This window comes from Phenylobacterium soli (assembly GCF_003254475.1).
In the GTDB taxonomy this organism is placed as follows: domain Bacteria; phylum Pseudomonadota; class Alphaproteobacteria; order Caulobacterales; family Caulobacteraceae; genus Phenylobacterium; species Phenylobacterium soli.
Map to the genome: position 1 here is coordinate 198,066 of NZ_QFYQ01000001.1, position 26,995 is coordinate 225,060.

The following is a 26,995-nucleotide window of genomic DNA, read 5'->3' on the forward strand; positions in this document are numbered from 1 at the left end:
TATGTCCCTCCGAAACATCGCCATCATCGCCCACGTCGACCACGGCAAGACGACCCTCGTCGACCAGCTCCTCGCCCAGTCGGGCGTGTTCCGCGCCAACGAGGCGACGGTCGAACGCGCCATGGACTCCAACGACCAGGAGCGCGAGCGCGGCATCACCATCCTCGCCAAGTGCACCAGCGTGCTGTGGCACGGCGCCGCGGGCGAGACGCGGATCAACATCATCGACACGCCCGGCCACGCCGACTTCGGCGGCGAGGTGGAGCGGATCCTCGGCATGGTGGACGGCTGCGTCCTGCTGGTCGACGCCGAGGAAGGCGTCATGCCGCAGACCAAGTTCGTGCTCGGCAAGGCGCTGAAGATGGGCCTGCGGCCGATCCTCTGCCTCAACAAGGTCGACCGGCCGCACGCCGATCCGGACCGGGTGCTGAACGAGGCCTTCGACCTGTTCGCCGCCATGGGCGCCACCGACGAGCAGCTCGACTTCCCGCACATCTACGCCTCGGGCAAGAACGGCTGGGCGACGATGGACCTGGCCAAGCCGAACGATAACCTCGCCCCGCTGTTCGACCTGATCGTCCAGCACGTGCCGGCCCCGAAGGCCGAGCAGCGCAAGGACGAGCCCTTCCAGATGCTGTCGGTGCTGATCGAGAGCGATCCGTTCCTCGGCCGCCTGCTGACCGGCCGGATCGAGAGCGGCAAGGCGGTGCCGGGTCTGGCCATCCACGCTCTGTCGCGCGACGGCAAGGAGATCGAGCGCGGCCGGATCACAAAGGTGCTGGCCTTCCGCGGCCTGAAGCGGCAGCCGATCGACGAGGCCGAGGCCGGCGACATCGTCGCCATCGCGGGCCTCTCCAAGGCCACCGTGGCCGACACGCTGTGCGCCATGGAGGTCACCGAGGCCCTGCCGGCCCAGCCGATCGACCCGCCGACCATCTCCATGACCGTCTCGGTCAACGACAGCCCGCTGGCCGGTCGCGAAGGCGACAAGGTGCAGAGCCGCGTGATCGCCGCGCGCCTGCTCAAGGAAGCGGAGTCCAACGTCGCCATCCGGGTCACCGAGACCTCGGAAAAGGACGCCTACGAGGTCGCCGGCCGCGGCGAACTGCAGCTCGGCGTGCTGATCGAGAGCATGCGCCGGGAGGGCTTCGAGCTCTCCATCAGCCGCCCGCGCGTGGTCTTCCAGATCGATCCGGAGACCGGCGAACGCCTCGAGCCGATCGAGGACGTGATGATCGACGTGGACGACGAGTTCACCGGCATCGTCATCGAGAAGCTGTCGGCCCGGAAGGCCGAGCTGAAGGACATGGGCCCGTCGGGCGCCGGCAAGACCCGCATCACCCTGATGTCGCCGTCGCGCTCGCTGATCGGCTACCAGGGCGAGTTCCTGACCGACACCCGCGGCTCGGGCGTGCTGAACCGGGTGTTCAGCCACTACGAGCCCTACAAGGGCGCCATCGACGCCGGCCGCAAGGGCGTGCTGGTCTCCAACTCCGACGGCGAGACGGCGGCCTACGCCCTGTGGAACCTCGAGGAGCGCGGCGTGATGTTCGTCGGCGCCGGCGAGAAGACCTACCAGGGCATGATCATCGGCGAGAACTCGCGGGCCGACGACCTCGACGTCAATCCGATGAAGGCCAAGCAGCTGACCAACGTCCGCGCCTCGGGCAAGGACGAGGCCGTGCGCCTCACCCCGCCGCGCCGCCCGACCCTCGAGCAGGCCATCGCCTACATCGAGGAGGACGAGCTGGTGGAGGTGACGCCGAAGTCGATCCGCCTGCGCAAGAAGGTGCTGAACCCGTCCTTCCGCAAGAAGCGGATGAAGGAAGAGTAGGCGGCCGCTCCGTCAGGCGGCCTCGATCTCCTGGACGAGGCTGCGGCGGATGGCGTCCCACAGCTCGAGCTCGGCCCTGTTCTGCGGCGGGATCGAGCCGGCGATGACGTCGATGGTCGCCTCCATCAGGCCACGGTACCAGCCGGGCGGCACGGCCAGGGTGTCCTGGTGGTGCGGCACCGAGCCGCCGAACAGGATCCTGACCTCGGCCGGGCGCTCGAGCCAGGTCATGGCGGCCATCAGGGCGTTCTCGACCATCTGGGCCTCCAGCGCGGCGGGGTCGCCGACGCCATGGTGCTCGAAGGCGGCGCGGGCCGCCGGATGGGCGGCGTAGAAGCGGGCCATCACCGGGCCGGTGATGTCGCCGATCGACTCGGCGGCGCGTTCCAGGCCGGTCTCCATCAATCGCAGTTGGTCCTGCACGGAGCGTCCTCGCGTTCCCCGGCTACAAAGATGTATTCAAGATGCATATTGAGGACCCGCGCCGCAAGGTGACGCAGGGGGCGGCCCCTCAGTAGGGTCGTTCCATGAAGACGTCCGCGCGGGCGTAGGGCGTGGGCGCCGGCGGCAGGTGCGTGAACCCCATGGCGCGGTAGAGGCCGAGCGCGGGCCCCAGGGCGGAATTGGTCTCCAGATAGAGTCGGCGAGCGCCGAGCCTGACGCCCTCGTCGATGCAGGCCTGCATGAGCGCGCGACCGAGGCCGGTTCCGCGCATCTCTTCGCTCACGGTCATCTTGGCGACCTCGTAGCCGCCGTCGTCCATGCGGATCAGGGCCACGCAGCCGACCGGGCGGCCGCCCTCCAGCGCCATGAAGATCTTCCCGCCCCTGGCGATGATCCTGCCTTCCGGATCCTCCAGCACCTCGCGGTCCTTCGGCTCGATGGCGAAGTGCTTGGCGATCCACGCCTCGTTGAGGGTTCTGAACGCCTCGGCGTGTTCGGGCCGGAACGCGACGATCTCCATGGACGCAGCCCCCGAAAGAATGGTCTTCAGGGAGCAGATTTAAGCATCCGATTTCAGCGCGCCCAGATCACGCCCATGGCCAATCCGATTTTCGCGAACCTTCCGACCACCATCTTCGAGGAGATGAGCGGCCTTGCCCGTGAACTGGGCGCGGTGAACCTCGGCCAGGGCTTTCCCGACGATCCGGGCCCCGAGGCGATCCGGCAGAAGGCGGCCGACGCCGTGCTCAACGGCTACAACCAGTACCCGCCGATGGTCGGCCTGCCCGAGCTTCGCCAGGCGGTCGCCGGCCACTATGCCCGCACCCAGGGCCTGGAGCTCGACTGGGGGAGCGAGGTGACCGTCACCTCCGGCGCCACCGAAGCCCTGGCCTCGGCCTTCTTCGCCTTGATCGAGCCGGGCGACGAGGTGATCGTCTTCCAGCCGGTCTACGACGCCTACCTGCCGCTGATCCGCCGGGCCGGGGGCGCGCCCAGGCTCGTGCGGCTGGAGCCGCCGCACTGGCGCTTCACCCGGGCGATGCTGGAAGCGGCCTTCACGCCGCGCACCCGCTACGTGGTGCTGAACAATCCGATCAATCCCGCCGGCGTCGTCCTGCCGGAGGAGGACCTCGCCCTGCTGGCCGAGTTCTGCGTCGCCCACGACGTGGTGGCGATCTGCGACGAGGTCTGGGAGCAGGTGGTGTTCGGCCAGGCGCGGCACCGGCCGCTGATGGCCTTTCCCGGCATGCGCGAGCGGACGGTGAAGGTCGGCTCGGCCGGCAAGATGTTCGGCCTGACCGGCTGGAAGGTCGGGTTCCTGATGGCGGCGCCGAAGCTGAGCCACGCCCTGGCCCGCGCCCACCAGTTCCTGACCTTCACCACCCCGCCGAACCTGCAGGCGGCGGTGGCCTGGGGGTTGGCGAATTCGGAGGCCTGGTTCCGCGACATGCCGCGGGCGCTGGAGCGCTCGCGCGACCGGCTGGGCGAGGGGCTGAGGCGCGAAGGCTTTTCGGTCCTGCCGACCCAGGGCACCTACTTCCTGAACGTCGACCTCAAGGCCTCCGGCGTCGACATGGCCGACCGCGACTTCGCCCTGCACGCGGTGAAGACCGCCGGCGTCGCCTCGATCCCGGTGTCGGCGCTCTACGAGGAGGAGCCGGTGACCTCGATCCTGCGGCTCTGCTTCTCCAAGCGCGACGAGACCCTGGACGCGGGAATCGAGCGGCTGGCCAAGGCGCGGGACCTCGCCCGCGCCCCGATCAGCGTCTGATCAGCAGGTCCTGATCAGCAGGTGGAGCCGCCGTCGATGACCACGGTCTGACCGGTCATCCAGGAGCCGGCCTTGGAGGCCAGGAACACCGCCGCGCCGGCGATGTCGTCCGGATCGCCCAGGCGGCGCAGCGGGGTGCCCGAGGAGGCGCGCTTCTCGCCCTCGGGCGTGTCCCACAGGGCGCGGGCGAAGTCGGTCTTCACCAGGCCGGGCGCGATGCAGTTCACCCGGATGTTGTGGGGGCCCAGCTCCTGGGCGAGGTTGCGGGCCAGCTGCATGTCGGCGGCCTTGGAGATGCAGTAGGCGCCGATCACGGTCGAGCCGCGCAGGCCGCCGATCGACGAGACGATGATCACCGCCCCGTCCTTGCGCTCCTTCATCTCCGGCGCGGTGAGCTGCACCAGCCAGTTGTTGGCGATGATGTTGTTCTCGAGGATCTTGCGGAAGGCGTCGTCGGAGATGTCGAGCTGGCTGCCGTAGAACGGATTCGAGGCGGCGTTGCAGACCACGATGTCGATCTTGCCGAACGCCTTGCGGGTCTCCTCCACCAGGCGGGTCAGGTCGTCTTTTGAGGAGATGTTCGCCGGCACGGCGATGGCGTGGCCCGGGCTGCGGGCGTTGATCTCGGCGGCCACTTCCTCGCAGGGACCGGCCTTGCGCGAGGAGATCACCACCTTGGCGCCGTGGGCCGCCATCTGCTCGGCGATCGCCTTGCCGATGCCGCGCGAGGAGCCGGTGATGATCGCCACCTTGCCCGCCAGATCGAACAGCTTGCCGACCTGGGTCCGTTCCATCACCTCGCTCATGGCGCCTATCCCTTAAAACGATTGTTTGAGTTGGCGGTCATTTGCGACGGGGGGCTCCGTTAGGTCAAGCCGCTCTGCACGATCAGCGGCCTCGGGCGGCTTGCGGCAGGCGCAGGCGCTGACGGGCCTTGCGGGAACACGCCAAGGCCAATAACTGCAAAAGGAACAAACTTGGCGAGGCGTGCGCTGCGGTGAACGGGCGCGCCTCCCCACGGAAGGCCCAAGGAGCTCCTCATGACGCAATGGAAAGTCTGGCTGGACGATCAAGAGCCGGACGAGGACGAGAAGGGCCGCCTGCCCGACATGCCGATGACGGCGGGGCCCGTCCAGAACGCGCTCTTCAAGTCGCGCACCGTGCTGATCTTCGGCGAGATCGACATGCGCCTGGCCGAGCGGGTCACGGCCCAGATCACCGCGCTGGCTTCCGAAAGCGACGCGCCGATCCGGATCATCATCAACTCCCCGGGCGGTCACGTGGAGAGCGGCGACACCGTCCACGACATGATCAAGTTCTGCGGCGCCCCGGTGAAGGTGATCGGCACGGGGTGGGTGGCGAGCTCCGGCGCGCACATCTTCCTGGGGGCGGACAAGGAAAACCGCCTCTGCCTGCCGAACACCCGCTTCCTGCTGCACCAGCCCACCGGCGGGGTGCGCGGCCAGGCCTCGGACATCGAGATCGAGGCCGAGGAGATCATCAAGATGCGCGAGCGGGTGAACCGCATCATCGCGCGCGAGACCGGCCAGACCTACGAGAAGATCGAGAAGGACACCCAACGGAACTTCTGGATGAGCGCCGAGCAGGCCGTCGAGTACGGCATCGTCTCGAAGATCATCCACCACATCGGCGAGGCCTGATCCGACGATGGCGGCGCCCTGGTGGAAAGGCGCCGTCCTCTACCACGTCTATATCCGCTCGTTCCTCGACACCGACGGGGACGGCTACGGCGATCTTCCCGGCGTCGAGGCCAAGCTCGACTACATCAAGAGCCTGGGGGTGGACGCGGTCTGGCTGTCGCCGATCCACCCCTCGCCCGACCGCGACTGGGGCTATGACGTCGCCGACTTCGAAGGCGTGCACCGCGACTACGGCGGCATGGACGCATTCAACTCCTTCCTCAACGCCGCCCACGCCAAGGGGCTGAAGGTGCTCATCGACGAGGTGCTGTCGCACACCTCGGACGAGCACGCCTGGTTCGTCGAGAGCCTGACCGGCGGCAAGGACGGCGAGAAGGCCGACTGGTACGTCTGGGCCGATCCCAAGGAGGACGGCACGGCGCCCAACAACTGGCTGTCGGTGTTCGGCGGTCCGGCCTGGGCCTACCAGCCGGCGCGGCGCCAGCACTACCACCACAAGTTCCTGCGCCAGCAGCCGAAGCTGAACTGGCGAAACCCGCAGGCCGCCGAGGCGGCGCTCTCGGTCCTGGACTACTGGCTGGAGAAGGGGATCGACGGCTTCCGGCTCGACGTCGCCGGCACCTACCTCCACGACGAGACGCTGACCGACAACCCGCCGGTTCCGGTGGCCGAGCGCACCCGCCACGACTGGAGCCACGCCGGCAACCTGCAGCGCCACTTCCACGACTCCAACCTGCCGGAGAACGAGCAGGTGCTCGAGGTCATCCGCCGGCGGGTCGAGCAGCACGGGGACCGCTTCGTGTTCGGCGAGTTCTCCGAGGAGGAGGACCGCTGCGGGGGCTACCTGGCCCCCGACGTCGGCCTGCACTCGGGCTACACCTTCGTGCTGCTGCTGCAGCGCAAGCTGACGCCGGCCTTCGTCAAGGCGCACTACGAGACGCTCGGCCGCTATCCGGCCCACTGGCCGACGATCTCGTTCGCCAATCACGACGTGGTCCGCACCGTCAGCCGGTTCGGCGGCTCGGAGGCGACGCCGGAACTCGCCAAACAGCTCTTCGCGCTGCTGCTGGCGCTGAAGGGCACGACGATCATCTACCAGGGCGAGGAGCTCGGCCTGCCGCAGGCGGCCCTGACGCGGGACCAGCTGCGCGATCCGGTGGGCGACCTCTACTGGCCCTATTCGGGTGGGCGTGACGGCTGCCGCACGCCCATGCCGTGGGACTCCGCCGAGCCGAACCTGGGCTTCACCGCCGGCGAGTCCTGGCTGCCCATGGCCCGCGAGCACCAGGGCCTGTCGGTCGCAGCCCAGGAGGCCGATCCGGACTCCCCCCTCGCCTTCGCCCGCCAGATGATCGCCCTGCGCAAGGGCTCGAGCGCGCTGAGCCGTGGCGAGCTCGCCTTCCTCGAGGCCCCCGATCCGGTGCTGGCATTCGTGCGCGAGGACGGGGCCGAGCGCATCGCCTGCATCTTCAACTTCTCGGACAATCCGGCCTTCCCGACCCTGCCGGAGCTGGAGGGCGGCGAGCTGATCGCCACCCGAGCCGGGGACGCCGAGCTGCGCGGCGGCTCGCTGGGCCTGTCGCCCCATGCAGCGGTGTTCGTGCGCCTGCCTTAGGGGCGGCTACGCAATAGCGCGTACTTCCGCCCGCCGCCTGACGCGGTTAAAGCCAGGACATGGCCGAGGGCGACAGCAAACCCCAGAAGACCTCCGAGAAGACGGAGACCCGCTTCGGCGAGGGCTTCCTGACGGACATCTGGTACTTCGCCGCCCTCTCCTCGGACCTGAAGCCCGGCCAGCTCACCCGCTACGAGATCCTCGGCGAGCCCGTGCTGCTCGGCCGCTCGAAGGCCGGCCAGCTGTTCGGCCTGAAGGACATCTGCCCGCACCGGGCCGCGCCCCTGTCGGCCGGCCGCTTCGTCAAGGAAGCCTCGGGGGCCGAGACGGTGGAGTGCCCGTATCACGGCTGGCGCTTCGCCGCCGACGGGGCCTGCGCGGCGATCCCCTCCCTGGTCGCTGACCAGCCGCTGGACGTCTCGCGCATCCGCGTTCGCCGCTATCCGGTGCAGGAGAGCCAGGGGCTGATCTTCGTCTGGATCGCCTCGGACGCGCGCAAGGACGCCGAGCCCGACCAGCCGCCGCCGGTGTTCCCGGGCGTGGTCGGCGGCGGGCCCAAGCTCGTCGACCGCATGGACTTCGACGCCCACATCGACCACGCGGTCGTCGGGCTGATGGACCCGGCCCACGGGCCCTATGTGCACCAGCAGTGGTGGTGGCGTTCGGCCAAGAGCCAGCACGAGAAGGCCAAGCGGTTCGAGCCGCGCGAGGCCGGCTTCTCCATGGTCCGCCACGAGCCGTCCAAGAACAGCCGCGCCTACGCCATCCTCGGCGGGGAGCCGCTGACCGAGATCACCTTCCGCCTGCCCGGCCTGCGCTGGGAGCATGTGACGGTCGGCAAGCGCCAGGTGCTGTCGCTGACCTGCCTGACGCCGATCAGCGAGAAGAAGACGCGGATCACCCAGATCGTCTGGTCCGACCACCCGGCCTTCCTGGTCCTGAAGCCGTTCATCGCCGCCGGCGCCCGCGCGTTCCTGCGCCAGGACGGGGACATGGTGAACCTGCAGAACGAGGGGCTGAAGTACGACCCGCCGCTGATCTGGATCGACGACGCCGACAAGCAGGCCAAGTGGTACCACCAGCTCAAGCGCGAATGGGCGGCCGCCCGGCGCGAGAAGCGGGCCTTCGTCAACCCCGTCGAGGCGGGGACCCTGCGCTGGCGGAGCTGAGCTTCGGCTTCGGGTGCGTGGGCCGCTCGGTCCCGACGAACAGCACCGGCACGCCCTTCTTCACCGCGGACGCGAGCTGGCGGACGTCCCAGTTGGTCAGACGCACGCAGCCGTGGCTCGCCACCTTCCCGACCAGCCGCGGCTCCGGCGCGCCGTGGATGCCGTAGGTCGGGATCGAGAGGTCGATCCACTCCGCGCCGACCGGATTGTTGGGTCCCGGCTTGATGGTCAGCTTGCCCATCTTGCGGTCGCCGAAGGTCAGGCGCTTCGGATCGTAGGTGTAGGTCGGGTTGGGCGCCCGGCCGGTGACCTCGAAGCGGCCGGTGGGCGCAGGGCGCTCGGTCGACCCCACCGTCGCCGGATAGACGGCCAGGATCGCCCCGTCCGGCCCGTAGGCGCGCACCTGGCGCTGGCTCTTGTCGACCTCGATGGCGCTGACCATGGCCGGCAGGGTCTCGGGGCCGGGCGCGGCCACGAGGATCGAGGTCCCGGCCTTCCCGAGGTCGACGCGGGGGTTCAGCGCCTTGAGCAGCGCCTCGTCCATGTGGAACTTCTCGGCCAGCGCCTCCAGCGGGCTGGTGAACCCCAGATGGTCGAGCTTGGCCATCTGCGGATATTCGGTGGGGATGCGGGCAAGGAACGGGCCGGCGACATCCTGGGCGGTGATGGTGTAAGCGACGACCGCCGGGGCGGTGTCGCCCCGGGCGAGCGCCTTCCAGGTCGCCGCGTCGAGCTGGCCGGTGGCAGGCATGCCGTGCGCCAGCTGGAAGGCGGCGACGGCGGCCTTGAGGTTGCCGCCGTCCTGGCCGTCGATGACGCCGGGCGAGAAGTGGGCGCGGGCGAGCAGCACCTCGGCGCGTACCAGGGCGTCGCGGCGCGACTTTTGGCTCGTCGCCGCGGGTGTCGCCGCGTTGATCGCCTTGGCCGCGGGCGCGTCGGACGCGCCGCCTTCGGGCGCCGCCGGCACGGCGAGGGGCGCCGGGTTGGCGACCTGCAGCGGCGTCGGGGGGGCTTCGGCAGGCGAACTCGGGAGTGGCGCGGGCTGGACCGGCGCGGGCTGGGCCGGCGCGGGCTGATCCGGGGCCGGCTGCGCCGGCGGCGGGCTCGCCTGGGCGGTCTGCTGCGGCGCCGGGTCGGAGCAGGCGCCCAGAGCGACGGCGGCCGTGGCGGAGAGCAGAAGCGCCTTGCAGGGGGACATCGGGACCTTCGCAGTGGGCCGCGCGTTCGTACGCGGCGTGAGCCTGAAACCTTCAGATGTCGGGCGGTTCCTCCTCGCCCTCCTCGCCGTGGCGGCGATCGGCCTGGTGGTCGTTGTCCGCGTGACCCATCGCCCGGCGGCCCGTCCCCCGGCCTCGCCCGCGCAGCCGCCGTCCGTGGCGAGCGCGAGCGCCCCGCAGGCCTGCGACCCGCCCGCCTGGCGCGCCGCCGCCCAGGCCAACGCCCGGTCGCTGGCGACCCTCGCCTGGTCGCCGTTCGGCCGGGCGGAGAGCGGCTGGCGCATCTACGCCGCCGCGGTCGGCCGGCTGATCGGCTCGACGTGCCCGCCCGACACCGCCGGCTTCGCCGCCGCCTACGGCCGCTGGCAGCAAGGCCAGACCCTGGCTCCGGACGGCGTCTTCAAGCCGGAGGAGTTCGAGCGGATGAAGAACCGCATGGCGCTGGAGCGGCCCTTCGTCCAGTTCACCTCGAAGGGACTGTGCCCCGGCCCGCCGCCGCCCCAGGCGCTGGAGGCCGCCACGGCGGCCGAGGGCTATGGCGGCAAGGTCGTGAGCCTCAGGCGCGGCGCCCTGGCCGCATATCGCCGAATGGTCGCCGACGCCCGGGCCGACGGGGCCGTGGCGGGCGCCGACGACTTCAAGCTGATCTCCGGCTACCGCGGCCCCGAGGAGGAAGCCGCCCGCTGCGCCGACGGTGGCTGCAACACGGTCTCCAAGGCGAGCTGCTCGGCCCACCGCACGGGCCTGGCCGCCGACATCTTCCTCGGCCGGGCGGCCGGTTCGGACCCGGTGTCGACCGACGAGGCGAACCGGAAGGCGATCGTCGCGACGCCCGCCTACCGTTGGCTCGTCACCCATGCCGACCGCTACGGCTTCCTCAACTATCCGTTCGAGCCGTGGCACTGGGAGTGGACCGGCGAGCCGCCCTGACACCACACGGCCTTGCGGAGCCCGCGTCAGCCCCACTAGGCTCCGCCGTCATGGCCAGCTTCACCACCCCCGACGGCGTCACCCTCGCCTACGATGACATCACCCCCCAGGGCGGGCCCGAGCGCACGATCCTGCTGCTGCACGGCTTCACCTCGAACCGCAACGAGGGCTGGAAGCGGACCGGCTGGTACGCGGCCTTCGAGCGCCGCGGTATGCGGGTGATCGCCCTCGACCAACGCGGCCACGGCGAGAGCGAGAAGCTCTACGAGCCGGCCGCCTACGAGCGGGCCAGGCTGGCCGCGGACGTCATCGCCCTGATGGACCACCTGGGCCTCGAGCGGGTGGACCTGTTCGGCTATTCGATGGGCACGCGCACCGCCCTGCAGGCCGCGATCGACCACCCGAACCGGTTCTCGAACCTCATCCTCGGGGGCATCGGCGGCAAGCTGCTGGAGCCGTCCGAGCGGCGCGACGCCTCGCCGATGGCGCAGGCCATGCTGGCCGACGATCCGGAGACCATCGCCGAACCGATGCTGCGCTCGTTCCGCCACTTCGCCGACGAGCAGGGCGAGGACCGCAAGGCGCTGGCCGCCTTCGTCCAGGCGCAGAACCCGCCGCTCGATCAGGACGCCATGCGCATGCTGCCGATGCCGGTGCTGGTGGTGGCCGGCCAGCGCGATACGGGCGCGGGCGATCCGGAGGACCTGGCCCGCGTCTTTCCCAACGGCCACGGCGTGACGGTGGTGGGCTGCGACCACTTCTCGGCCATCCCGCACGGCCTGACCAAGGCCGCGGTGTTCGACTTCCTGGACGGCCTGCTGGACGATCCGTTCCCAGAGCGGTTCTAGGCCCGCGCCGCGGACGGGCGGCGAGCTTCACCTATGAGAATTGTCGGAACATTCGGTACGCGGCCGAACTTGTTGCGCCAAAACGCGCCCCGCAGCCGGGGATAATCTCAAAAGCCCGAACGCCGGAGGCTGCCGGACGTGCACCTCACCCGCGACGACGCCTGCGCCCCGCGCCCTGCCGCCCGCAAACCGCGCGTGGCGGCGCCGCTGTTCGCGGCGGCCGAGGGGCTGCCGAAGATCATCCATCAGACCTTCCACACGCGCGCCCTGCCCGTCGAACTGGGCGAGGCGATGGGCGCGATCCAGCGCGGCAATCCCGACTGGGAGCACCGCTTCTATGACGACGTCACGGCGCGCGACTTCATCGCCGACAGCTACGGTCCCGCAATCCTCGCCTACTACGACGCGATCAACCCCAAGTACCGCGCCGCCCGCGCCGACCTCTTCCGCTACCTCGTCGTCTACCGTTCGGGCGGGGTCTATCTGGACATCAAGAGCCTGCCGACCCGGCCGCTGAGCGAGGTGATCCGGCCCGACGACCGCTATCTGATCTCGCAGTGGCGCAACGGCCCGGGCGAGGCCTTCTGCGACTGGGGCCTGCACGCCGAGCTGGCGCGGGTGCCGGGCGGGGAGTTCCAGCAGTGGTACATCGCCGCCAGCCCCGGCCATCCGTTCCTGCGCGCGGTGATCGAACGCGTGCTGCGCAACCTGCGGACCTACAACCCGGGGCTCCACGGGGTCGGTCAGCTCGGCGTGCTGCGGGTCACCGGGCCGATCGCCTACACCCTCGCCATCCATCCGCTGCTGGCGCGCCATCCGCACCGGCGCGTCGACGCCCACCGCGACCTGGCGTTCGAGTACAGCATCTACGGCAAGGAGGGGCACAAGGGCGCGCTCGGCGTGCACTACTCCGAGCTCGACGAGCCGCTGACCCCGGTGGGCGCGGTGACCCAGGCGACGGCCCGCGTCATCGGCTCGCTGAAGCGCCTGCGCCGGGCGGCCCTGCGCCGCGACCAGGCCGCCGCGCCAAGTCCCGCCCAGGGACCGGCCTAGCCCCGCGCGAAGGAGTAGGCGCCGCCCTTCTCGAGGGCGGTCTTGTAGGCGGGCCGCGCCTGGAAGCGGTCCACCCAGGCCTTGATGTTGGGATAGGCGTCGAGCCGGCCGAAGGCGCCCAGCACCTCGCCCACGAAGCTCATCTGCACGTCGGCGCCGGAGAACTCGCCGAGCAGCCAGTCGCGCCCCGCCAGGGCGGCATCGACATAGCCCATGTGGTTGGCGATCTCGCTCTCGATGCGCGGGTGCAGCGGCGCGCCCGCCTCGCCCAACCGGCCGACGTACATGAAGAGCATCAGCGGCAGCATGGCCGAGCCCTCCGCGTAGTGGAGCCACTGGTTGTAGATCTCGTAGGCGTCCGAGCCGAGCGCCGGGGCCAGGCGCCCACCGCCGTGGCGGCGGATCAGGTAGTCGATGATCGCGCCGGACTCGTGGACCGCCCGCCCGGCGTCGGTGATCACCGGGCTCTTGCCGAGCGGGTGGACGGCCTTCAGCTCCGGCGGGGCGAGCCGGGTGGTCGCATCGCGGTCGTAGCGCTTGATCTCGTAGGGCGCGCTCAGCTCCTCGAGGAGCCACAGCACGCGCTGGGAGCGGGAGTCGTTGAGGTGGTGGACGACGATCATCGGGCGCTCCTTTTCAAAAAACGCCGGTCATGCAAGCGCCCTTACCCAGCGCAATGCAAGGCTGGCGCTATAAGGGCGCCATGAGCCTGATCCTCTCCGACCTGCCTTCCCTCCTCGCCCGTTCCGCCGACGCCGCCGAGGCGCTCGTCGGCGAGCTGCGCGCCAAGGTGGCCGAGCGGGTCGCGCCGGGCGGACGGCTGGACAGGGCCGCGCTCGACCGCGAGCAGCACGCCGCCCACGGCCTGGCCTGGTGCGCCGCCTATGCCGAGACCCTGCGTCAGACCGCCGTCTGGGCCCGCGACCTCGCGGCCGCCGGCCAACTCGGCGAGGCCGAGGCCCTGCCCGCCCAACTGCTCGCCTTCGAGTACCTGGGCCAGCTCGCCGGCGGCGTCGCCATGAACCAGGGCGAGGTCTTCCGGCCGGCGGACCTGGAGGTCGCCGTCGAGCGCCTGACGCCGATGATCGCCGCCCTTCGGCCCGGCGCCGGCCAGGCCGTGAAGGACCGCATCGTCGAGCTGCTCGACCAGGCGCGGGGCCGCCCCTCGCTCGAAGCCAGCGGCCTCGACGAGACGCTCGAGGCGGTGCGCATCCAGTTCACCGACTTCGCCGCCGAGAAGATCGCGCCGTTCGCGCAAGCCTGGCACCTCGCCAACGACCTCATTCCCCTGCCGCTCCTGGAGGAGCTGGGGGCGCTCGGTGTCTTCGGCCTGACCGCGCCGGAGGAATGGGGCGGCTCCGGGCTCGGCAAGGTGGCCATGTGCGTGGTCTCAGAGGCCCTGTCGCGCGGCTGGATCGGCACGGGCTCGCTCGGCACGCGCTCGGAGATCGCCGGCGAGCTGATCCTGGCGCACGGCACAGCGGAGCAGAAGCAGCGCTTCCTGCCGAAGATCACCTCCGGCGAGATCATCCCGACGGCGGTCTTCACCGAGCCGGAGGCCGGGTCCGACCTCGCCTCCCTGCGCACCCGGGCGGTCAAGGACGGCGCGAACTGGAAGGTCTATGGCGCCAAGACTTGGATCACCCACGCCGCCCGCGCCGACCTCATGACCCTCCTGGTTCGCACCGACCCGGCGTCCAGGGACCACCGCGGGCTGTCGATGTTCCTGGCCGAGAAGCCGCGGGGGACCGAGGCCGATCCCTTCCCCGCGGCCGGCATGAGCGGCGGCGAGATCCCGGTCATCGGCTACCGCGGCATGCGCGAGTACGAGCTCGCCTTCGACGGCTTCGAGGTGGCGGACGAGAACCTGCTGGGCGGACAGCCGGGCCAGGGCTTCGTCCAGCTCATGGCGACCTTCGAGAGCGCCCGCATCCAGACCGCCGCCCGGGCCATCGGCGTGGCGCAGAACGCCCTCGACGTGGCGCTGGACTACGCCCTGGCGCGCCGCCAGTTCGGCGGGCCGATCGCCGACTTCCCGCGTGTCGCCAACAAGCTGGCGATGATGGCCGCCGAGATCCTGGGCGCGAGGCGCCTCGCCTGGTTCGCCGCCCGCGCCAAGGACGAGGGCCGGCGCTGCGACCTGGAGGCCGGCATGGCCAAGCTTGTCGCCGCGCGGATCGCCTGGGCGGCGGCCGACAACGCCGTGCAGATCCACGGCGGCACGGGCTTCGCCGTGGAGCAGCCGGTCAGCCGCATCCTCGCCGACGCGCGGATCCTCAACATCTTCGAAGGGGCCGGGGAGATCCAGGCCCAGGTGATCGCGCGCCGCCTGCTGGAGGGCGGCAACTAGCCGCTCGCGTCAGCGGGGGCGGAAGCCGTCGGCGATCAGGCCGATCCGCTGGTCCATCACCTCGGTCAGGCGCCTGGCGTCGGCGCCCTCGGTGACCACCAGGTGATAGGTCCAGGCATAGGTTCCGACCAGCAGGTCGACGACCGCGAGCACGTCGGTCTGCGGATCGACGTCGCCGCACGCCATGCCCTTGCAGACGATCTCGTGCAGCAGGTCGCGCAGACGCTGGTTGGCGCCGTAGGGCCGCGCGCCGGGCGGCAGGGTCCAGTCGTAGGCGGCGGCGATGTGCGACAGGAACAGCTTCGTCCGCGGCTCCTCGAAGGCGAAGAGCATGGCGTAGAGCGTGCGCAGCTTGTCCGCCGTCGAACCGCGCAGGTGCGGCACGACGCGGTCGAGCTCGGCGTAGAGGCCGTCGAGGCGCTCCTCCATCACCTGGCTCAGCACCTCGCCCTTGGAGGCGAAGGTGGTGAAGACGCTGCCGACCGAGACCCCGGCGTGGCGGGCGATCTCGCGGATCGTCGTGCCCTGGTAGCCCTGGGTGTCGAACAGCTCGCGCGCCGCCTCGATGACGCGCTTGCGCGTCGCTTCCTTCTGCCCCTGGCGGCCGCCCGAGGCGCGCGGCCCCGCCGCCGCGGGGCGGCGGGGATTGCGCGCGGGGCGCCGAGGGGGAAGGTCGAGGTCGCCGCTCATGCCGTGGCTCAGCCGCGCCGCGCGCCCGCCAGCAGGATGCGGATCTGGTCGCGGGCCCGGGCCTGCAGGGCGTCCAGGCTCCAGCCCTCGAAGATCGCCTGCGGGTAGTTCGACAGATAGGCGTCGAACAGCATCTGGCTGCGCAGCTTGATCTCAGCCTCCTGGCCGAGCTCGCCGCGCTCCACCGCGAGGGTCAGCTGCTCGGTGAACAGCTCGTGCATGGCGTGGGACTGCGGGGCGTTGCGCAGCACCGGACCGTCCTGGGGCGCCCAGGAGACGCTGAAGGCGGCGCGGGCGAGCGGCAGCTGGCTCTTGTAGAAGGCGTAGCCCGCCGCGAACATCTTGAGCAGGATGTCCTCGACGCCGCGGCCCTTGGCGGCGGCCTCGCGCATCGCCTCGATCAGGGCGGTCAGGTCCTGGGCCATGATCTCGAGGAACAGGTCGGACTTGTCGTTGAAGTTGGCGAACACCGCGCCGGTGGACATGCCGGCGGCTGCGGCGATGTCGCGGATGGTGGCGCCTTCGTAGCCGTGCTCGGAAAACAGGCGGCGCGCGGCCGACAGCACCTTGGCCCGGGTCTGCTGCTTGGCGAGCGCCCGGCGGGTCGGCATCTTCACCGCCGTCTCGCCGGCGACTTGGTTCGGAGAGATATGCTTCATGACTTCGACGGGGGGAGCCGTCCTCTGACCCGCTGCGGCGCGACCGAGCGGAGTTGGTTGAACACGTTCAAATACCCCGTTACGCGATTCGGGGCGGGCCTGCCATCGGCGGCCTCGCAGGGGAGTTCACCCTGCGATCTCGCGCTTCAGGCGGTGTCTATGGTCGTATGGAAGGCGAGTAGGGCCGAAGTTCGGCACAACCCGTCGAATGGCGGTTGTTGAACATGATCAACGACCTGTCCGTCAAGCGCCGATATCCCCACGGGCGGTAGCGGCCGCCCGGAATGGGTCTTAAGCTTGTCGGATGGATATCTTCAGCTTCCTGATCCCCGCCGCCCTGGCCGCCGTGACGATCGTCCTGGCGTTCGGCATCTACGCCCTCTTCCGCGGCGGCGACTTCGGACGCTCCTACTCCAACAAGCTGATGCGGCTGCGCGTGCTGATGCAGTTCATCGCCGTGGTGATCCTGGTGGCCGCCTTCTGGTGGCGGACGCGGGCCTGAGGCCGGCCTTGGTCACCCTCAACCGCATCTACACGCGCACCGGCGACCAGGGCGAGACGCGGCTGGCCACCGGCCAGACGGTCTCCAAGGCGGACCTGCGGGTGGACGCCTATGGCGCGGTCGACGAGACCAACGCCTGCCTGGGGCTGGTGCGGCTGCACACCGCCGGGGCGGCCGACCTCGACGCCCGGCTGGCGCGAATCCAGAACGAACTCTTCGACCTCGGCGCCGACCTCTCCACGCCACCCAGGCGGGGCGAGACGGAAGGCTCCGTGCTGCGGATGAGCGAGGCCCAGACCACGCGTCTCGAGGAGGAGATCGACGCGCTCAACGGCCTCCTGCCGGAGCTGAAGTCCTTCGTCCTGCCGGCCGGAACGCCGGCGGCGGCGCACCTGCACCTGGCGCGCACCGTCTGCCGGCGGGCCGAACGGGCGGCCGTGCGGCTGATGCAGGCGGGCGAGCCGGTCAGCCCGCCGGCCCTGCGCTACCTCAACCGGCTGTCCGACTGGCTGTTCGTGGCGGCCCGCTTCGCCAACGACCGCGGCGCGACCGAAGTCTTCTGGCAGTCCGGCGCCACGCGCTAGATCCCTGATCGGGCGAACCTCTCCCTCGGGCTGCGCGTCGGGGAGAGGCGCTCAGGACGCGAGCGGCTTAGGCTACTTTGTCGCAGGCTTGGCGGCGGCGGCCGGCGCCGGCGCGGCCTTGGGCGGCAGGCGGCCGATGGCGCGCAGCGCTTCTTCACGGGCCTGAGGGTTGTCGATCAGGCGGCCGGTGATGTCGGAGGTCAGGATCGGGGTGGCGCAGACCCGCTGGCCCGCATCCCACCACTTGTGCCCCGCCTCGCACTTCTGGCGCGGGACCTCCCAGCCGAAATGCCAGATCAGCAGGCCGAGGTTGATGACGAAGAAGATGCCGACGAAGATAAATCCGAGGCGGCGAATGACCGGGTTCATGGGCGCGTTCTAGCGGATAGGGAGGGTGGCCTGCTAGCCACGCCGTCCGACCAAATTGCGGCGCCTGCGAACGCGCGCGGCTTGCAATGCGCGCCGGAACCGTTATTGCCCCCTGCGATCCATTTTTCCGCAATGCAATTTGAGGCGCTAGGCAACCCATGAAGGTGTTGGTCCCGGTCAAGCGGGTGATCGATTACAACGTGAAGGCCCGGGTGAAGCCCGACCAGTCGGGCGTCGACCTCGCCAATGTGAAGATGTCGATGAACCCCTTCTGCGAGATCGCGGTCGAAGAGGCCGTCCGCCTGAAGGAAAAGGGCGTGGCCACCGAGGTGGTCGCCGTCTCCATCGGCCCGGCCCAGGCGCAGGAAACCCTGCGCACGGCGCTGGCCATGGGCGCGGACCGCGCCATCCTCGTCCAGACCGACCAGGACCTCGAGCCGCTGGCCGTGGCCAAGGCCCTGAAGGCGGTGGTCGGCGAGGAGAGCCCGGACCTGGTGGTCATGGGCAAGCAGGCCATCGACGGCGACAACAACGCCACCGGCCAGATGCTCTCGGCCCTGCTCGACTGGCCCCAGGCGACCTTCGCCTCGGCCGTCGAGGTCTCCGGCTCCAAGGCCAAGGTGACCCGCGAGGTCGACGGCGGCCTGCAGACCATCGAGGTCGACCTGCCGGCGGTGATCACCGCCGACCTGCGCCTCAACGAGCCGCGCTACGCCTCGCTGCCCAACATCATGAAGGCGAAGAAGAAGCCGCTCGACGTGAAGGAGCTGTCGGCTCTGGGCGTCGACGCCGCGCCGCGCCTGAAGGTGCTCAAGGTCACCGAGCCGCCGAAGCGCGGCGGCGGGATCAAGGTGGAAACCGCGGCCGACCTGGTCGCCAAGCTGAAGAACGAAGCGGGGGTCCTCTAACATGGCCGTTCTCGTCATCGCCGATCACGACAACGCGTCGCTGAAGGAAGACACCGCCAAGGTGGTCACCGCCGCCCAGAAGGTGTCGGGCGACATCGACATCCTGGTCGCCGGCCAGGGCGCCAAGGCCGTCGCCGACGCCGCCGCCAAGATCCAGGGCGTGCGCAAGGTGCTGCTGGCCGAGAGCGCCGAGCTGGGCCAGGGCCTGGCCGAGGCCGTCGAGGCCCTCGTCGTGCCGCTCATGGCCAACTACGACGCGGTGCTGGTGCCCGCGACCTCGCAGGGCAAGAACTTCGCCCCGCGGATCGCCGCCAAGCTCGACGTGGCCCAGATCTCGGACGCCATCGAGGTGGTCGACGCCAACACCTTCGTGCGCCCGATCTACGCCGGCAACGCGCTGGAGACCGTCCAGTCGTCGGACGCCAAGAAGGTCGTCACCGTCCGCCCGACCGCCTTCAAGGCGGCGGCCGAAGGCGGCTCGGCCTCGGTCGAGACGATCGCCGCCCCCGGCGCGCCGGCGAAGACCCACTTCGTCGACCAGAAGCTCGTGAAGAGCGCCCGTCCGGAACTGACCGCGGCCAAGATCGTGGTCTCTGGCGGCCGCGCCATGGGCTCGGCCGAGGAGTTCCAGCGGGTCATCGAGCCGCTCGCCGACAAGCTCGGCGCGGCGGTGGGCGCCAGCCGCGCCGCGGTGGACGCCGGCTACGCGCCGAACGACTACCAGGTCGGCCAGACGGGCAAGGTCGTCGCCCCCGAGCTCTATGTCGCCATCGGCATCTCGGGCGCCATCCAGCACCTGGCCGGCATGAAGGACTCCAAGGTGATCGTGGCGATCAACAAGGATCCGGACGCCCCGATCTTCCAGGTGGCCGACTACGGCCTGGTGGCCGACTACAAGGCCGCCGTGCCGGAGCTGATGTCCGCGCTGGGCTGAGCCCGCGCCTCATCGCCGAAGAAACGAGGGCGGCTCCTGCGGGAGCCGCCCTTTCTTTTTGCGGCGGCCGACGGTCCGGTCACGCTGCGGCGCAGCAAAAGGGTTGCCGCATAGCGGTAAACGCGTGTTAGAAACCCGTTTTCCTGCGGGTGGCGCGTGTGCGAGCGCCCGCTCAGCGAGGCTTCGCCGAATGGTTCAAATCAGGAAGGTCGGCGTGATCGGCGCCGGCCAGATGGGGTCGGGCATCGCCCACGTCTGCGCCCTGGGCGGCTACGACGTCCTGCTGCACGACGTGAGCCCCGATCGCATCGAGGCGGGCGTCGAGCTCATCAAGAAGAACCTGAGCCGCCAGGTGGTCCGCGGGATCATCGGCCAGGAGGCGATGGACGCCGCCCTATCCCACGTCAAGCCAGCGCCCGAGCTGCAGGCGGTGGGCGCGACCGACCTCGCCATCGAGGCGGCCACCGAGGACGAGCAGGTCAAGAAGACCATCTTCAAGGCGCTGCAGCCCCACCTGGGTCCAGACACCCTGCTGGCGTCCAACACCTCGTCGATCTCGATCACGCGCCTGGCCTCGGCCACCGACCGGCCGGAGCGCTTCATCGGGCTCCACTTCATGAACCCGGCGCCGCTGATGAAGCTCGTGGAGATCATCCGCGGCATCGCCACCGACGCCGAGACCTACGACACCGCCGTCAAGTTCGCCCAGTCGCTCGGCAAGACCACGGCCAACGCCGAGGACTTCCCGGCCTTCATCGTCAACCGGATCCTGGTGCCGATGATCAACGAGGCGATCTACACCCTCTACGAGGGCGTCGGCACGGTGGACGCCATCGACACAGCGATGAAGCTCGGCGCCAACCATCCCATGGGCCCGCTCGAGCTCGGCGACTTCATTGGCCTCGACACCGTGCTGTCGATCATGAACGTGCTCTACGACGGCCTGTCGGACTCCAAGTACCGGCCCTGCCCGCTTCTCGTGAAATACGTCGAGGCCGGCTGGCTCGGCCGCAAGACCGGCCGCGGCTTCTACGACTACCGAGGCGATGTCCCGGTGCCGACGCGGTAATCCGAGGCGGAGACCCGCTCCGGCTGTCTGAGCCACCTCCCCCAGGCGGGGGGAGGAACTTCAGGCGGCCACCTTCTCCTTGGCGGATCGGACGTTGGCGCGCGGCGCCGGGTTGCCGAACTGCAGCACCCCGTCCTCGATCTTCGCGTAGCGCAGGTTCATCAGGTCGAGCGCGTAGTTCTGGTGCAGCTTCCAGGGCGCCTTGGAGCCCTGCTTGGGGAACTTGCCGATCGAGCGCTGGACGTAGCCGGACGAGAAGTCGAGCCACGGCTCTTGGGCGATGGTCGGGTCGGCGTTGACCGGCGTCACTTGCCGGTTCCCCGTCGCCTTCATGTGATTGAGCAGCCGCCCGACGTACTCGCACGTCAGGTCGCACTTCAGCGTCCAGGAGGCGTTGGTGTAGCCGAACGAGGAGGCGAGGTTCGGCACGCCCTCGTACATCATGCCCTTGTAGGAGAGCACGCCGGCCGGATCGATGTGGCGGCCATCGACGGTGAGGTCGACGCCGTTGAGCACCTTGAGGTTCAGGCCCGTGGCCGTGACGATCACGTCGGCCTTCAGCTCCTCGCCGGACGACAGCTCGATGCCGTCCTTGGTGAAGGTCTCGATATGGTCGGTGACCACCGAGGCGCGGCCGGCCTTGATGGCCTCGAACATGTCGGCGTCGGGCACCAGGCACAGCCGCTGGTCCCAGGGATTGTAGGTCGGGGTGAAGTGCTTCTCGACCGGATAGTCGGGGCCGAGCTGTTCGCGGACCATCTTGACGATGTTGGCCTTCACCGCCTCCGGCTTCTTCCGCGCCAGGTTGTAGAAATACATGCCGAACAGCACGTTGCGCCAACGGACGATCTGATAGGCGAGCTTGGCCGGAAGGCGCCGGCGCAGCCAGTTGGCGAAGGCGTCCTCGGCCGGGCGCGAGACCACATAGGTCGGCGAGCGCTGCAGCATGGTGACGTGGGCGGCCGTCTTGGCCATCTCCGGCACCAGGGTCACGGCCGTAGCGCCGGACCCGATCACCACCACCCGCTTGCCGGAATAGTCGAGATCCGCCGGCCAGTGCTGGGGATGGACGACCGAACCTTTGAACATTGAACGACCCGGGAAGTCCGGCGTGTAGCCCTGGTCGTAGTCGTAGTAACCGCCGCACAGGAACAGGAAGTTGCAGGCGATGCGGACGGGCTTGCCGTCCTTCTGCGCCGTCACCGTCCAGCAGGCGTCCTCGCTCGACCAGGCAGCCGAGACCACCTTGTGGCCGTAGCGGATGTGGCGCTCGATGTCGTGGTCGCGCGCCGTGTCGCGAACATACTTCAAGATTGAAGGACCATCTGCGATGGCCTTGGCTTCGCGCCAGGGTTTGAAGTTGTAGCCGAGGGTGTACATGTCCGAGTCCGAGCGGATGCCCGGATAGCGGAACAGGTCCCAGGTGCCGCCGCTGGTCTCGCGGCCCTCGAGGATCACGTAGGAGCGGTCGGGCGCCTCGGTCTGCAGGTGATAGCCGGCGCCGATGCCGGACAGGCCGGCGCCCACGATCACCACATCGAAATATTCGTCCGCCATAGCGCCCTCAGATGTGCTCTTGGGGCTTCCCCCGAAGCCTTATCTGATCACCGATCACATAACTGCGCCGCGAACGCCAGCGTTTCGCACGCCGCGCCACAACCCTGCGGCGGTTAATCCATTCGACTTCCCGGGATTCGGCGTCGGATACTCCCAGGTGATTCGGATGGCTGGGACGATGCGCCGCCTTACGCTTGCGCTTCTCTGTGCGACCTACCTCTGCCTCTCGCTGATCGTCGCGCTCACGCTGTGGCGGTACGGCGGCGGCTGGGGCGCGGGCGTGGCTGCGCTCGCGGGTGGGCTGGGCCTCTGCTTCGCCTTCCACGGCATGATCGAGCGCATCCTCGAGACCGGCGCGATCAAGGGCGAGATCGAGGGCGTGCGCGACGCCCAGCGCATCCTCATCGACCAGGTCGAGCGCCTCGACGCCCGGGTCACCGAAGTGGCCGAGAGCGTCGCCGAGGCGGCCCTGCGCCGCTCCGAGCAGCTCGCCGACGAGGTCCACATGCTGGAGAGCCTGGTGGACCGCATGCGCCGCCAGCTCGACGATCACGGCGCCAACTACATCTCCGAGGAGCGCGGCGCGCCCGCCGCCCGCCGCCATTCGCCGGCCCTCCTGGAGACCATCCGCGACGCGCTCGCCGAGAACCGGGTCGATCTCTACCTGCAGCCGGTCGTCGGCCTGCCGCAGCGCCGGACGGTGTTCTACGAGAGCTTCTCGCGGCTGCGCGACGAGAGCGGCCGGGTGCTGATGCCGGCCGAGTACCTGTCCGTCGCCGAGCCGGCCGGCCTGATGACCGCGATCGACAACCTGCTTCTGTTCCGCTGCGTGCAGATCGTGCGCCGCCTCGCCAAGCAGGACCGCAAGATCGGCATCTTCTGCAACATCTCCATGGCGAGCCTCGCCGACGACAGCTTCTTCCCGCAGTTCCTCGACCTGCTGACCGCCAACCGCGACCTCGCCGGGGCGCTGATCTTCGAGGTCGGCCAGGCGGCGTTCGAGGGCCGCACCTCCCTGGAGGCGCGCAACATGGGCAAGCTGGCCGACCTCGGCTTCCGCTTCAGCCTCGACAAGGTGGTCGACCTCGACCTCGACCTACAGGACCTGTCGCGCTCGGACGTCAAGTTCGTGAAGGTCGCCGGCCAGCTGCTGCTCGACGAACTCACCGAGGTGGACGGCCGGCTGATCCTGCGCTCCCTGCCCGATCTGGCCGCCGAGGACTTCGCCGCCCTGACCCGCCGTTACGGCGTCGAGGTGATCGCCGAGAAGATCGAGACCGAGCGGCAGGTGGTCGACGTGCTGGACCTCGACATCGGCTACGGCCAGGGCCACCTGTTCGGCGAGCCGCGGGCCATCCGCGACGCCGTCCTGGCGGAGGCCGACCCGCCCTCGGCCTACCTGCGCACCCACTTCCAGCGCCGCGCCGCCGGCGGGCGCTGAGCGCGCCTCAGGGGCCAGCCTTCCTCGCCGCGGCCTCGGCGTCCCTGGCGCCCTGCAGCATGTTGACCATCGAATAGTTGCCCTCGTGGCAGGCGTATTCGTAGATCGGCCCCTTGGTGCGGCGCAGGACCATCTCGCCGCGCCAGGTCTGGACGAAGCGCACTGGATCCGTGACGCGGAATTCGTAGAGGAGCTGGTCGCCCGCGATCGGCGTGATCCGCTCCACCACTGTCATGTCCTCCGCCGGATCGAGCGGCGCGCCCATCATCTCGGCCGGCATGAAGTTGGTGGTCTCCACGACCAGGGTGCGCCCCTCCCAGTGGCCGATGGAATCGCCCATCCAGCGCCGCTCGCCGGCCGGCGGGTGACGGAGCCCCCGCCCCATGCGGATGACGCGCACGTCGTGATTGAACTCGGCGTAGATCGCGATCGCGCCAGGGGTCTGGACGATCTCGTAGTTGTCGTTGTAGCCGCCGTTCTGCAGCGGCGGGCCGGACGCCTCGGTCGTCAGGCAGCGTTCGCTCGCCCGCCGCGCCTCCGGCCCGTCGAAATTGGTCTTGTAGCGGTCGCCGCGGGCCTTGTTGGCCGCCTTGGCCGCAGCCGTGTAGGGGATCTTTCCGTCCGCCGGCGAGACGATCCAGGAGCTGCGCGCCTGGCCGCGGATCCGCGCCAGGCCGACGTCCGTCTCCCAATACTCCGACTCCGCGCCGCCGACGGTGTCGCCCGGGATCTGCGGCGCCTTGCCAAGGTGCTTGGCTTCATAGGCCCCGACCTCCGCCGAGCTCGGCGACAGGGTCTTCAGCTCGTCGTCGCGTTCCAGGGAGGTGAGCGAATTGTTGGTCCATAGACCGTCGAGCCGCGGCGTCCGCGCGCCCTTCGCCGCCGCCTCCTGCGCGGCCAGCGCCGCCAAGCATACGCCTGCCAGGACCAGAGCCTTCATGGCCGTTCCCCAAGCCTTCCGCTTAACCGAGGTTAGCATCGCTGCCGCGAATGGCGACTCCCGGGCCACGCTCGCCGGTTGACCCCGCCGCCCCGGCGCTTTAGCCCCCGCGGCCATGACCTCCCCCACCCTCGCCGTCGGGCTTTCGGCGTTCTCCAGCCTCTATGACGTGCTGCTCTGCGACGTGTGGGGCGTGATCCACAACGGGCGCGAGGCTTTCCCCGCCGCCTGCGAGGCCCTGGCCGCGTTCCGCGCCGGGGGCGGCGAGGTGATCCTGATCTCCAACGCCCCGCGCCCCAACGCCGGGGTCATCGAGCAGCTCGACCGGCTGGGCGTGCCGCGCGAGGCCTGGTCTCTGGTGGTCACCTCCGGCGACGCGACCCGCAAGCTGCTGGCCGAGCATGCGCCGGGCCCCGCCTGGAAGATCGGCCCCGATCGCGACGATCCGCTGTACGAGGGGCTCGGGCTGCAGTTCGGCGAGATGGAGGCGGCGAGCTTCATCTCCTGCACCGGCCCGTTCGACGACGAGACCGAGACTCCGGAGGACTATCGCGAGCGGTTCCGCGCCTGCGCCGCCCGCAAGCTGCCGATGATCTGCGCCAACCCTGACATCGTCGTGCAGCGCGGCGACAAGCTGATCTACTGCGGCGGCGCGCTGGGCGAGCTCTACGAGGCGCTCGGCGGCCAGGTGCTGATGGCCGGCAAGCCGCACTCCATGATCTACGACCTGGCGCTGGCCGAGGCGGCGCGCCTGCGCGGCGGGGCGGTCGAGCGGGAGCGGGTCTGCTGCGTCGGCGACGGGCCGCGCACCGACCTGCGCGGCGCCAACGCCCAGGGGCTGGACGTCCTGTTCATCGCCGCCGGCATCCATGGGCAGGAAATCCTCGGCAAGGGCAGCCTGGACGTGGCCATGATGGACCATGTCTTCGAGACCGAGGGCGTGACCGCCACCTGGGCCATGGCCGAGCTGGTCTGGTGAGCGCCGGTCTGGTGAGCGCCGGTCTGGTGAGAGGGCGCATTCGTCGCTAAGTGACGAGCCGAAGGGGAGAGCGGTGCAGCAGGGTCTCTATTTCGACGAGCTGAGCATCGGCCAGAGCGCCGAGCGCAGTCATGTGGTGGGCGCGGGCGACATCGAGGCCTTCGCCGCGGTCTCGGGCGACACCAATCCGGTGCACCTGGACGAGGCCTACGCCAGGACCACGACCTTCGGCGGCCGCATCGCCCACGGCATGCTGTCGGCGGCCTATATCTCGGCGGTGCTGGGCACCCAGCTGCCGGGGCCCGGCGCCATCTACCTGTCCCAGTCCATGCGCTTTCGCCGGCCGGTGAAGATCGGCGACGAGGTGACCGCGCGGGTGACGGTCACGGCGCTCGACGAGAAACGTGGCCAGGTGACGCTGGAGACCGTCTGCCTCGTCGGGGGCAAGGCCGTGCTCGACGGCGAGGCCGTGGTGCTGGCCCCCAAGCGGGACGCCGCGCGCTGATGCGGCGCATCCGGGTCATCACCGGCTGGAAGAACCTGCCCGACGGCGACCGGGGGGCCTCCATCGCCATGGGCAATTTCGACGGGGTCCACCGCGGCCACCAGAAGGTGATCGCCCTGGCCGCCGACGCCGCCCGCGACCTGGGTTGCCCGCTGGGCGTGATCACCCTGGATCCGCACCCGCGCGTCTACCACCGGCCGCAGGAGCCGACCTTCCGCCTGATGAAGCGCGACCAGCAGGCGCGCGCGCTGGAGGCGCTCGGTGTCGACGTGCTCTACGTCCTGCCCTACCCGGAGCTGGCCAACGTCAGCGACCGCGACTTCGCCGCCGAGGTGCTGCACCAGGGACTGGGCGTGCGCCACGTGGCCCTGGGCTTCGACAATTCCTTCGGCAAGGACCGCACCGGCACGCCGGAGAGCATGCGCCGCTATGGCGAGGAGCTCGGCTTCGGGGTCTCGGTGGCCGAGGAGGTCACCGACGTCCACGGCGAGAAGTTCTCCTCCACGGCGGTGCGCGACGCCCTGCGCGATGGCCATCCCGAGGAGGCCGCCCGGGTGCTCGGCCGCCCGTTCGCCATCGAGGGCGAGGTGGTGCGCGGCCGCCAGCTCGGCCGCAAGCTCGGCTATCCGACCGCCAACGTGCTGCTCGAGGACTATGTCGTGCCGCGCTTCGGGGTCTACGCCACGCGCACCCGCCTGCCCGACGGGCGCAAGCTGGCCGGCGTCGCCAACATCGGCGTCAACCCGACGGTCGACGGCGAGATCGCGCCGCGGCTGGAGGTCTGGCTGTTCGACTTCGACGAGGACATCTACGACCAGGTCATCGAGACCGACCTCGTCGCCTTCCTGCGGCCCGAGGCCAAGTTCGCCAGCCTCGACGAGATGACCGAGCAGGTCCTGAAGGACGCCGCCGAGGCGCGGCGCATCCTGGGCCATCACTGACCCGGTCACCACGCGGTGGGGGAGA

Annotated in this window: 28 protein-coding genes; 18 read left to right on the forward strand and 10 right to left on the reverse strand. The window is 70.0% G+C overall.

Features of this window, described 5'->3' with window-relative positions; translation table 11 throughout:
- Position 1: 1 nt before the first annotated feature.
- Positions 2-1,834: a translational GTPase TypA gene (gene typA, locus DJ017_RS00990; protein ID WP_111526954.1), complete on the forward strand. Its 1,833-nt coding sequence runs from the start codon at positions 2-4 to the stop codon at positions 1,832-1,834.
- Between the two features lie 12 nt (positions 1,835-1,846).
- Here the strand turns inward: typA and DJ017_RS00995 are convergent, their stop codons facing one another.
- Entirely contained in the window at positions 1,847-2,257 is a 411-nt protein-coding gene (locus tag DJ017_RS00995; RefSeq protein WP_165830490.1) for a hypothetical protein, read from the reverse strand.
- An 88-nt stretch (positions 2,258-2,345) separates the two neighbouring features.
- On the reverse strand, positions 2,346-2,798 hold the full coding sequence (locus DJ017_RS01000) for a GNAT family N-acetyltransferase (RefSeq protein ID WP_111526956.1): 453 nt from the start codon (positions 2,796-2,798) through the stop codon (positions 2,346-2,348).
- A gap of 75 nt (positions 2,799-2,873) precedes the next feature.
- On the opposite strand from DJ017_RS01000, the gene DJ017_RS01005 reads away from it, so the two are divergent.
- Positions 2,874-4,049: an aminotransferase gene (locus DJ017_RS01005; protein ID WP_111526957.1), complete on the forward strand. Its 1,176-nt coding sequence runs from the start codon at positions 2,874-2,876 to the stop codon at positions 4,047-4,049.
- 14 nt (positions 4,050-4,063) lie between these two features.
- On the opposite strand, the gene DJ017_RS01010 is transcribed toward DJ017_RS01005, so the two are convergent.
- Positions 4,064-4,843 carry an SDR family oxidoreductase gene (locus DJ017_RS01010; RefSeq protein WP_111529913.1) on the reverse strand — a complete coding sequence of 260 codons (780 nt, stop codon included), beginning with the start codon at positions 4,841-4,843 and terminating at the stop codon, positions 4,064-4,066.
- A gap of 246 nt (positions 4,844-5,089) precedes the next feature.
- On the opposite strand from DJ017_RS01010, the gene DJ017_RS01015 reads away from it, so the two are divergent.
- Genes DJ017_RS01015 through DJ017_RS01025 form a run of 3 tightly spaced genes read left to right on the forward strand, consistent with a single transcriptional unit; the run spans position 5,090 to position 8,494 of the window.
- Entirely contained in the window at positions 5,090-5,710 is a 621-nt protein-coding gene (locus DJ017_RS01015) for an ATP-dependent Clp protease proteolytic subunit (protein WP_111526958.1), read from the forward strand.
- Positions 5,711-5,717: 7 nt separating this feature from the next.
- Positions 5,718-7,325: an alpha-glucosidase family protein gene (locus DJ017_RS01020; protein WP_111526959.1), complete on the forward strand. Its 1,608-nt coding sequence runs from the start codon at positions 5,718-5,720 to the stop codon at positions 7,323-7,325.
- A gap of 59 nt (positions 7,326-7,384) precedes the next feature.
- The gene (locus DJ017_RS01025; RefSeq protein ID WP_111526960.1) at positions 7,385-8,494 is read left to right on the forward strand and encodes an aromatic ring-hydroxylating oxygenase subunit alpha; all 1,110 of its coding nucleotides are present in this window, start codon (positions 7,385-7,387) and stop codon (positions 8,492-8,494) included.
- Here DJ017_RS01025 and DJ017_RS01030 read toward each other — a convergent pair.
- Positions 8,454-9,692 carry a L,D-transpeptidase family protein gene (locus DJ017_RS01030; RefSeq protein ID WP_111526961.1) on the reverse strand — a complete coding sequence of 413 codons (1,239 nt, stop codon included), beginning with the start codon at positions 9,690-9,692 and terminating at the stop codon, positions 8,454-8,456. The genes DJ017_RS01025 and DJ017_RS01030 overlap by 41 nt on opposite strands.
- 37 nt (positions 9,693-9,729) lie before the next feature.
- Between DJ017_RS01030 and DJ017_RS01035 the strand changes: the two genes are divergently transcribed.
- From DJ017_RS01035 to DJ017_RS01045, 3 genes are all read left to right on the forward strand, one after another.
- Positions 9,730-10,641 carry a D-alanyl-D-alanine carboxypeptidase family protein gene (locus DJ017_RS01035; protein ID WP_133255357.1) on the forward strand — a complete coding sequence of 304 codons (912 nt, stop codon included), beginning with the start codon at positions 9,730-9,732 and terminating at the stop codon, positions 10,639-10,641.
- 50 nt (positions 10,642-10,691) lie between these two features.
- Complete coding sequence (locus tag DJ017_RS01040; RefSeq protein ID WP_111526963.1) at positions 10,692-11,489, forward strand: alpha/beta fold hydrolase; 798 nt, start codon at positions 10,692-10,694, stop codon at positions 11,487-11,489.
- A 138-nt stretch (positions 11,490-11,627) separates the two neighbouring features.
- The gene (locus DJ017_RS01045; RefSeq protein ID WP_111526964.1) at positions 11,628-12,542 is read left to right on the forward strand and encodes a glycosyltransferase family 32 protein; all 915 of its coding nucleotides are present in this window, start codon (positions 11,628-11,630) and stop codon (positions 12,540-12,542) included.
- Here DJ017_RS01045 and DJ017_RS01050 read toward each other — a convergent pair.
- Positions 12,539-13,165: a glutathione S-transferase family protein gene (locus tag DJ017_RS01050; RefSeq protein WP_111526965.1), complete on the reverse strand. Its 627-nt coding sequence runs from the start codon at positions 13,163-13,165 to the stop codon at positions 12,539-12,541. The two genes, DJ017_RS01045 and DJ017_RS01050, sit on opposite strands and share 4 nt — an antisense overlap.
- 80 nt (positions 13,166-13,245) lie before the next feature.
- Between DJ017_RS01050 and DJ017_RS01055 the strand changes: the two genes are divergently transcribed.
- Positions 13,246-14,892, forward strand: coding sequence for an acyl-CoA dehydrogenase family protein (locus DJ017_RS01055; RefSeq protein ID WP_111529914.1), 1,647 nt, complete (start codon positions 13,246-13,248; stop codon positions 14,890-14,892).
- A gap of 9 nt (positions 14,893-14,901) precedes the next feature.
- Here DJ017_RS01055 and DJ017_RS01060 read toward each other — a convergent pair whose 3' ends face one another.
- Both DJ017_RS01060 and DJ017_RS01065 read right to left on the reverse strand, forming a co-directional pair.
- Positions 14,902-15,582 carry a TetR/AcrR family transcriptional regulator gene (locus DJ017_RS01060; RefSeq protein WP_111526966.1) on the reverse strand — a complete coding sequence of 227 codons (681 nt, stop codon included), beginning with the start codon at positions 15,580-15,582 and terminating at the stop codon, positions 14,902-14,904.
- An 8-nt stretch (positions 15,583-15,590) separates the two neighbouring features.
- Positions 15,591-16,241, reverse strand: coding sequence for a TetR/AcrR family transcriptional regulator (locus DJ017_RS01065; protein WP_111526967.1), 651 nt, complete (start codon positions 16,239-16,241; stop codon positions 15,591-15,593).
- A 304-nt stretch (positions 16,242-16,545) separates the two neighbouring features.
- Between DJ017_RS01065 and DJ017_RS01070 the strand changes: the two genes are divergently transcribed.
- Together DJ017_RS01070 and DJ017_RS01075 are read left to right on the forward strand one after the other, a co-directional pair.
- Positions 16,546-16,743: a twin transmembrane helix small protein gene (locus DJ017_RS01070; RefSeq protein ID WP_111526968.1), complete on the forward strand. Its 198-nt coding sequence runs from the start codon at positions 16,546-16,548 to the stop codon at positions 16,741-16,743.
- Between the two features lie 8 nt (positions 16,744-16,751).
- Positions 16,752-17,327 carry a cob(I)yrinic acid a,c-diamide adenosyltransferase gene (locus tag DJ017_RS01075; RefSeq protein ID WP_111529915.1) on the forward strand — a complete coding sequence of 192 codons (576 nt, stop codon included), beginning with the start codon at positions 16,752-16,754 and terminating at the stop codon, positions 17,325-17,327.
- A 72-nt stretch (positions 17,328-17,399) separates the two neighbouring features.
- Here DJ017_RS01075 and DJ017_RS01080 read toward each other — a convergent pair whose 3' ends face one another.
- On the reverse strand, positions 17,400-17,696 hold the full coding sequence (locus DJ017_RS01080) for a hypothetical protein (RefSeq protein ID WP_111526969.1): 297 nt from the start codon (positions 17,694-17,696) through the stop codon (positions 17,400-17,402).
- A gap of 158 nt (positions 17,697-17,854) precedes the next feature.
- Here DJ017_RS01080 and DJ017_RS01085 point away from each other — a divergent pair, with 158 nt between their 5' ends.
- The 3 genes from DJ017_RS01085 (at position 17,855) to DJ017_RS01095 (ending at position 20,607) form a co-directional block, all read left to right on the forward strand.
- Positions 17,855-18,604 (forward strand): electron transfer flavoprotein subunit beta/FixA family protein, encoded by a 750-nt coding sequence (locus DJ017_RS01085; RefSeq protein ID WP_111526970.1) that lies wholly within the window; start codon positions 17,855-17,857, stop codon positions 18,602-18,604.
- A 1-nt stretch (position 18,605) separates the two neighbouring features.
- Positions 18,606-19,538: an electron transfer flavoprotein subunit alpha/FixB family protein gene (locus tag DJ017_RS01090; RefSeq protein ID WP_111526971.1), complete on the forward strand. Its 933-nt coding sequence runs from the start codon at positions 18,606-18,608 to the stop codon at positions 19,536-19,538.
- Between the two features lie 190 nt (positions 19,539-19,728).
- Positions 19,729-20,607: a 3-hydroxybutyryl-CoA dehydrogenase gene (locus DJ017_RS01095; protein ID WP_111526972.1), complete on the forward strand. Its 879-nt coding sequence runs from the start codon at positions 19,729-19,731 to the stop codon at positions 20,605-20,607.
- Between the two features lie 60 nt (positions 20,608-20,667).
- Here DJ017_RS01095 and DJ017_RS01100 read toward each other — a convergent pair whose 3' ends face one another.
- Positions 20,668-22,164: a flavin-containing monooxygenase gene (locus tag DJ017_RS01100; protein WP_111526973.1), complete on the reverse strand. Its 1,497-nt coding sequence runs from the start codon at positions 22,162-22,164 to the stop codon at positions 20,668-20,670.
- Between the two features lie 178 nt (positions 22,165-22,342).
- Here DJ017_RS01100 and tipF point away from each other — a divergent pair, with 178 nt between their 5' ends.
- On the forward strand, positions 22,343-23,605 hold the full coding sequence (gene tipF / locus DJ017_RS01105) for a flagella assembly cyclic-di-GMP phosphodiesterase TipF (protein WP_111526974.1): 1,263 nt from the start codon (positions 22,343-22,345) through the stop codon (positions 23,603-23,605).
- Positions 23,606-23,612: 7 nt separating this feature from the next.
- On the opposite strand, the gene DJ017_RS01110 is transcribed toward tipF, so the two are convergent.
- Positions 23,613-24,545, reverse strand: a complete 933-nt coding sequence (locus tag DJ017_RS01110) for a hypothetical protein (protein ID WP_133255358.1) — start codon at positions 24,543-24,545, stop codon at positions 23,613-23,615.
- A gap of 115 nt (positions 24,546-24,660) precedes the next feature.
- On the opposite strand from DJ017_RS01110, the gene DJ017_RS01115 reads away from it, so the two are divergent.
- From DJ017_RS01115 to DJ017_RS01125, 3 genes are all read left to right on the forward strand, one after another.
- Entirely contained in the window at positions 24,661-25,524 is an 864-nt protein-coding gene (locus DJ017_RS01115) for a TIGR01459 family HAD-type hydrolase (RefSeq protein WP_111526976.1), read from the forward strand.
- Between the two features lie 73 nt (positions 25,525-25,597).
- The gene (locus DJ017_RS01120) at positions 25,598-26,029 is read left to right on the forward strand and encodes a MaoC family dehydratase (RefSeq protein WP_111526977.1); all 432 of its coding nucleotides are present in this window, start codon (positions 25,598-25,600) and stop codon (positions 26,027-26,029) included.
- Positions 26,029-26,970, forward strand: a complete 942-nt coding sequence (locus DJ017_RS01125; protein ID WP_111526978.1) for a bifunctional riboflavin kinase/FAD synthetase — start codon at positions 26,029-26,031, stop codon at positions 26,968-26,970. Before DJ017_RS01120 ends, DJ017_RS01125 begins: the two co-directional genes overlap by 1 nt.
- The last annotated feature ends 25 nt before the right edge of the window (positions 26,971-26,995 follow it).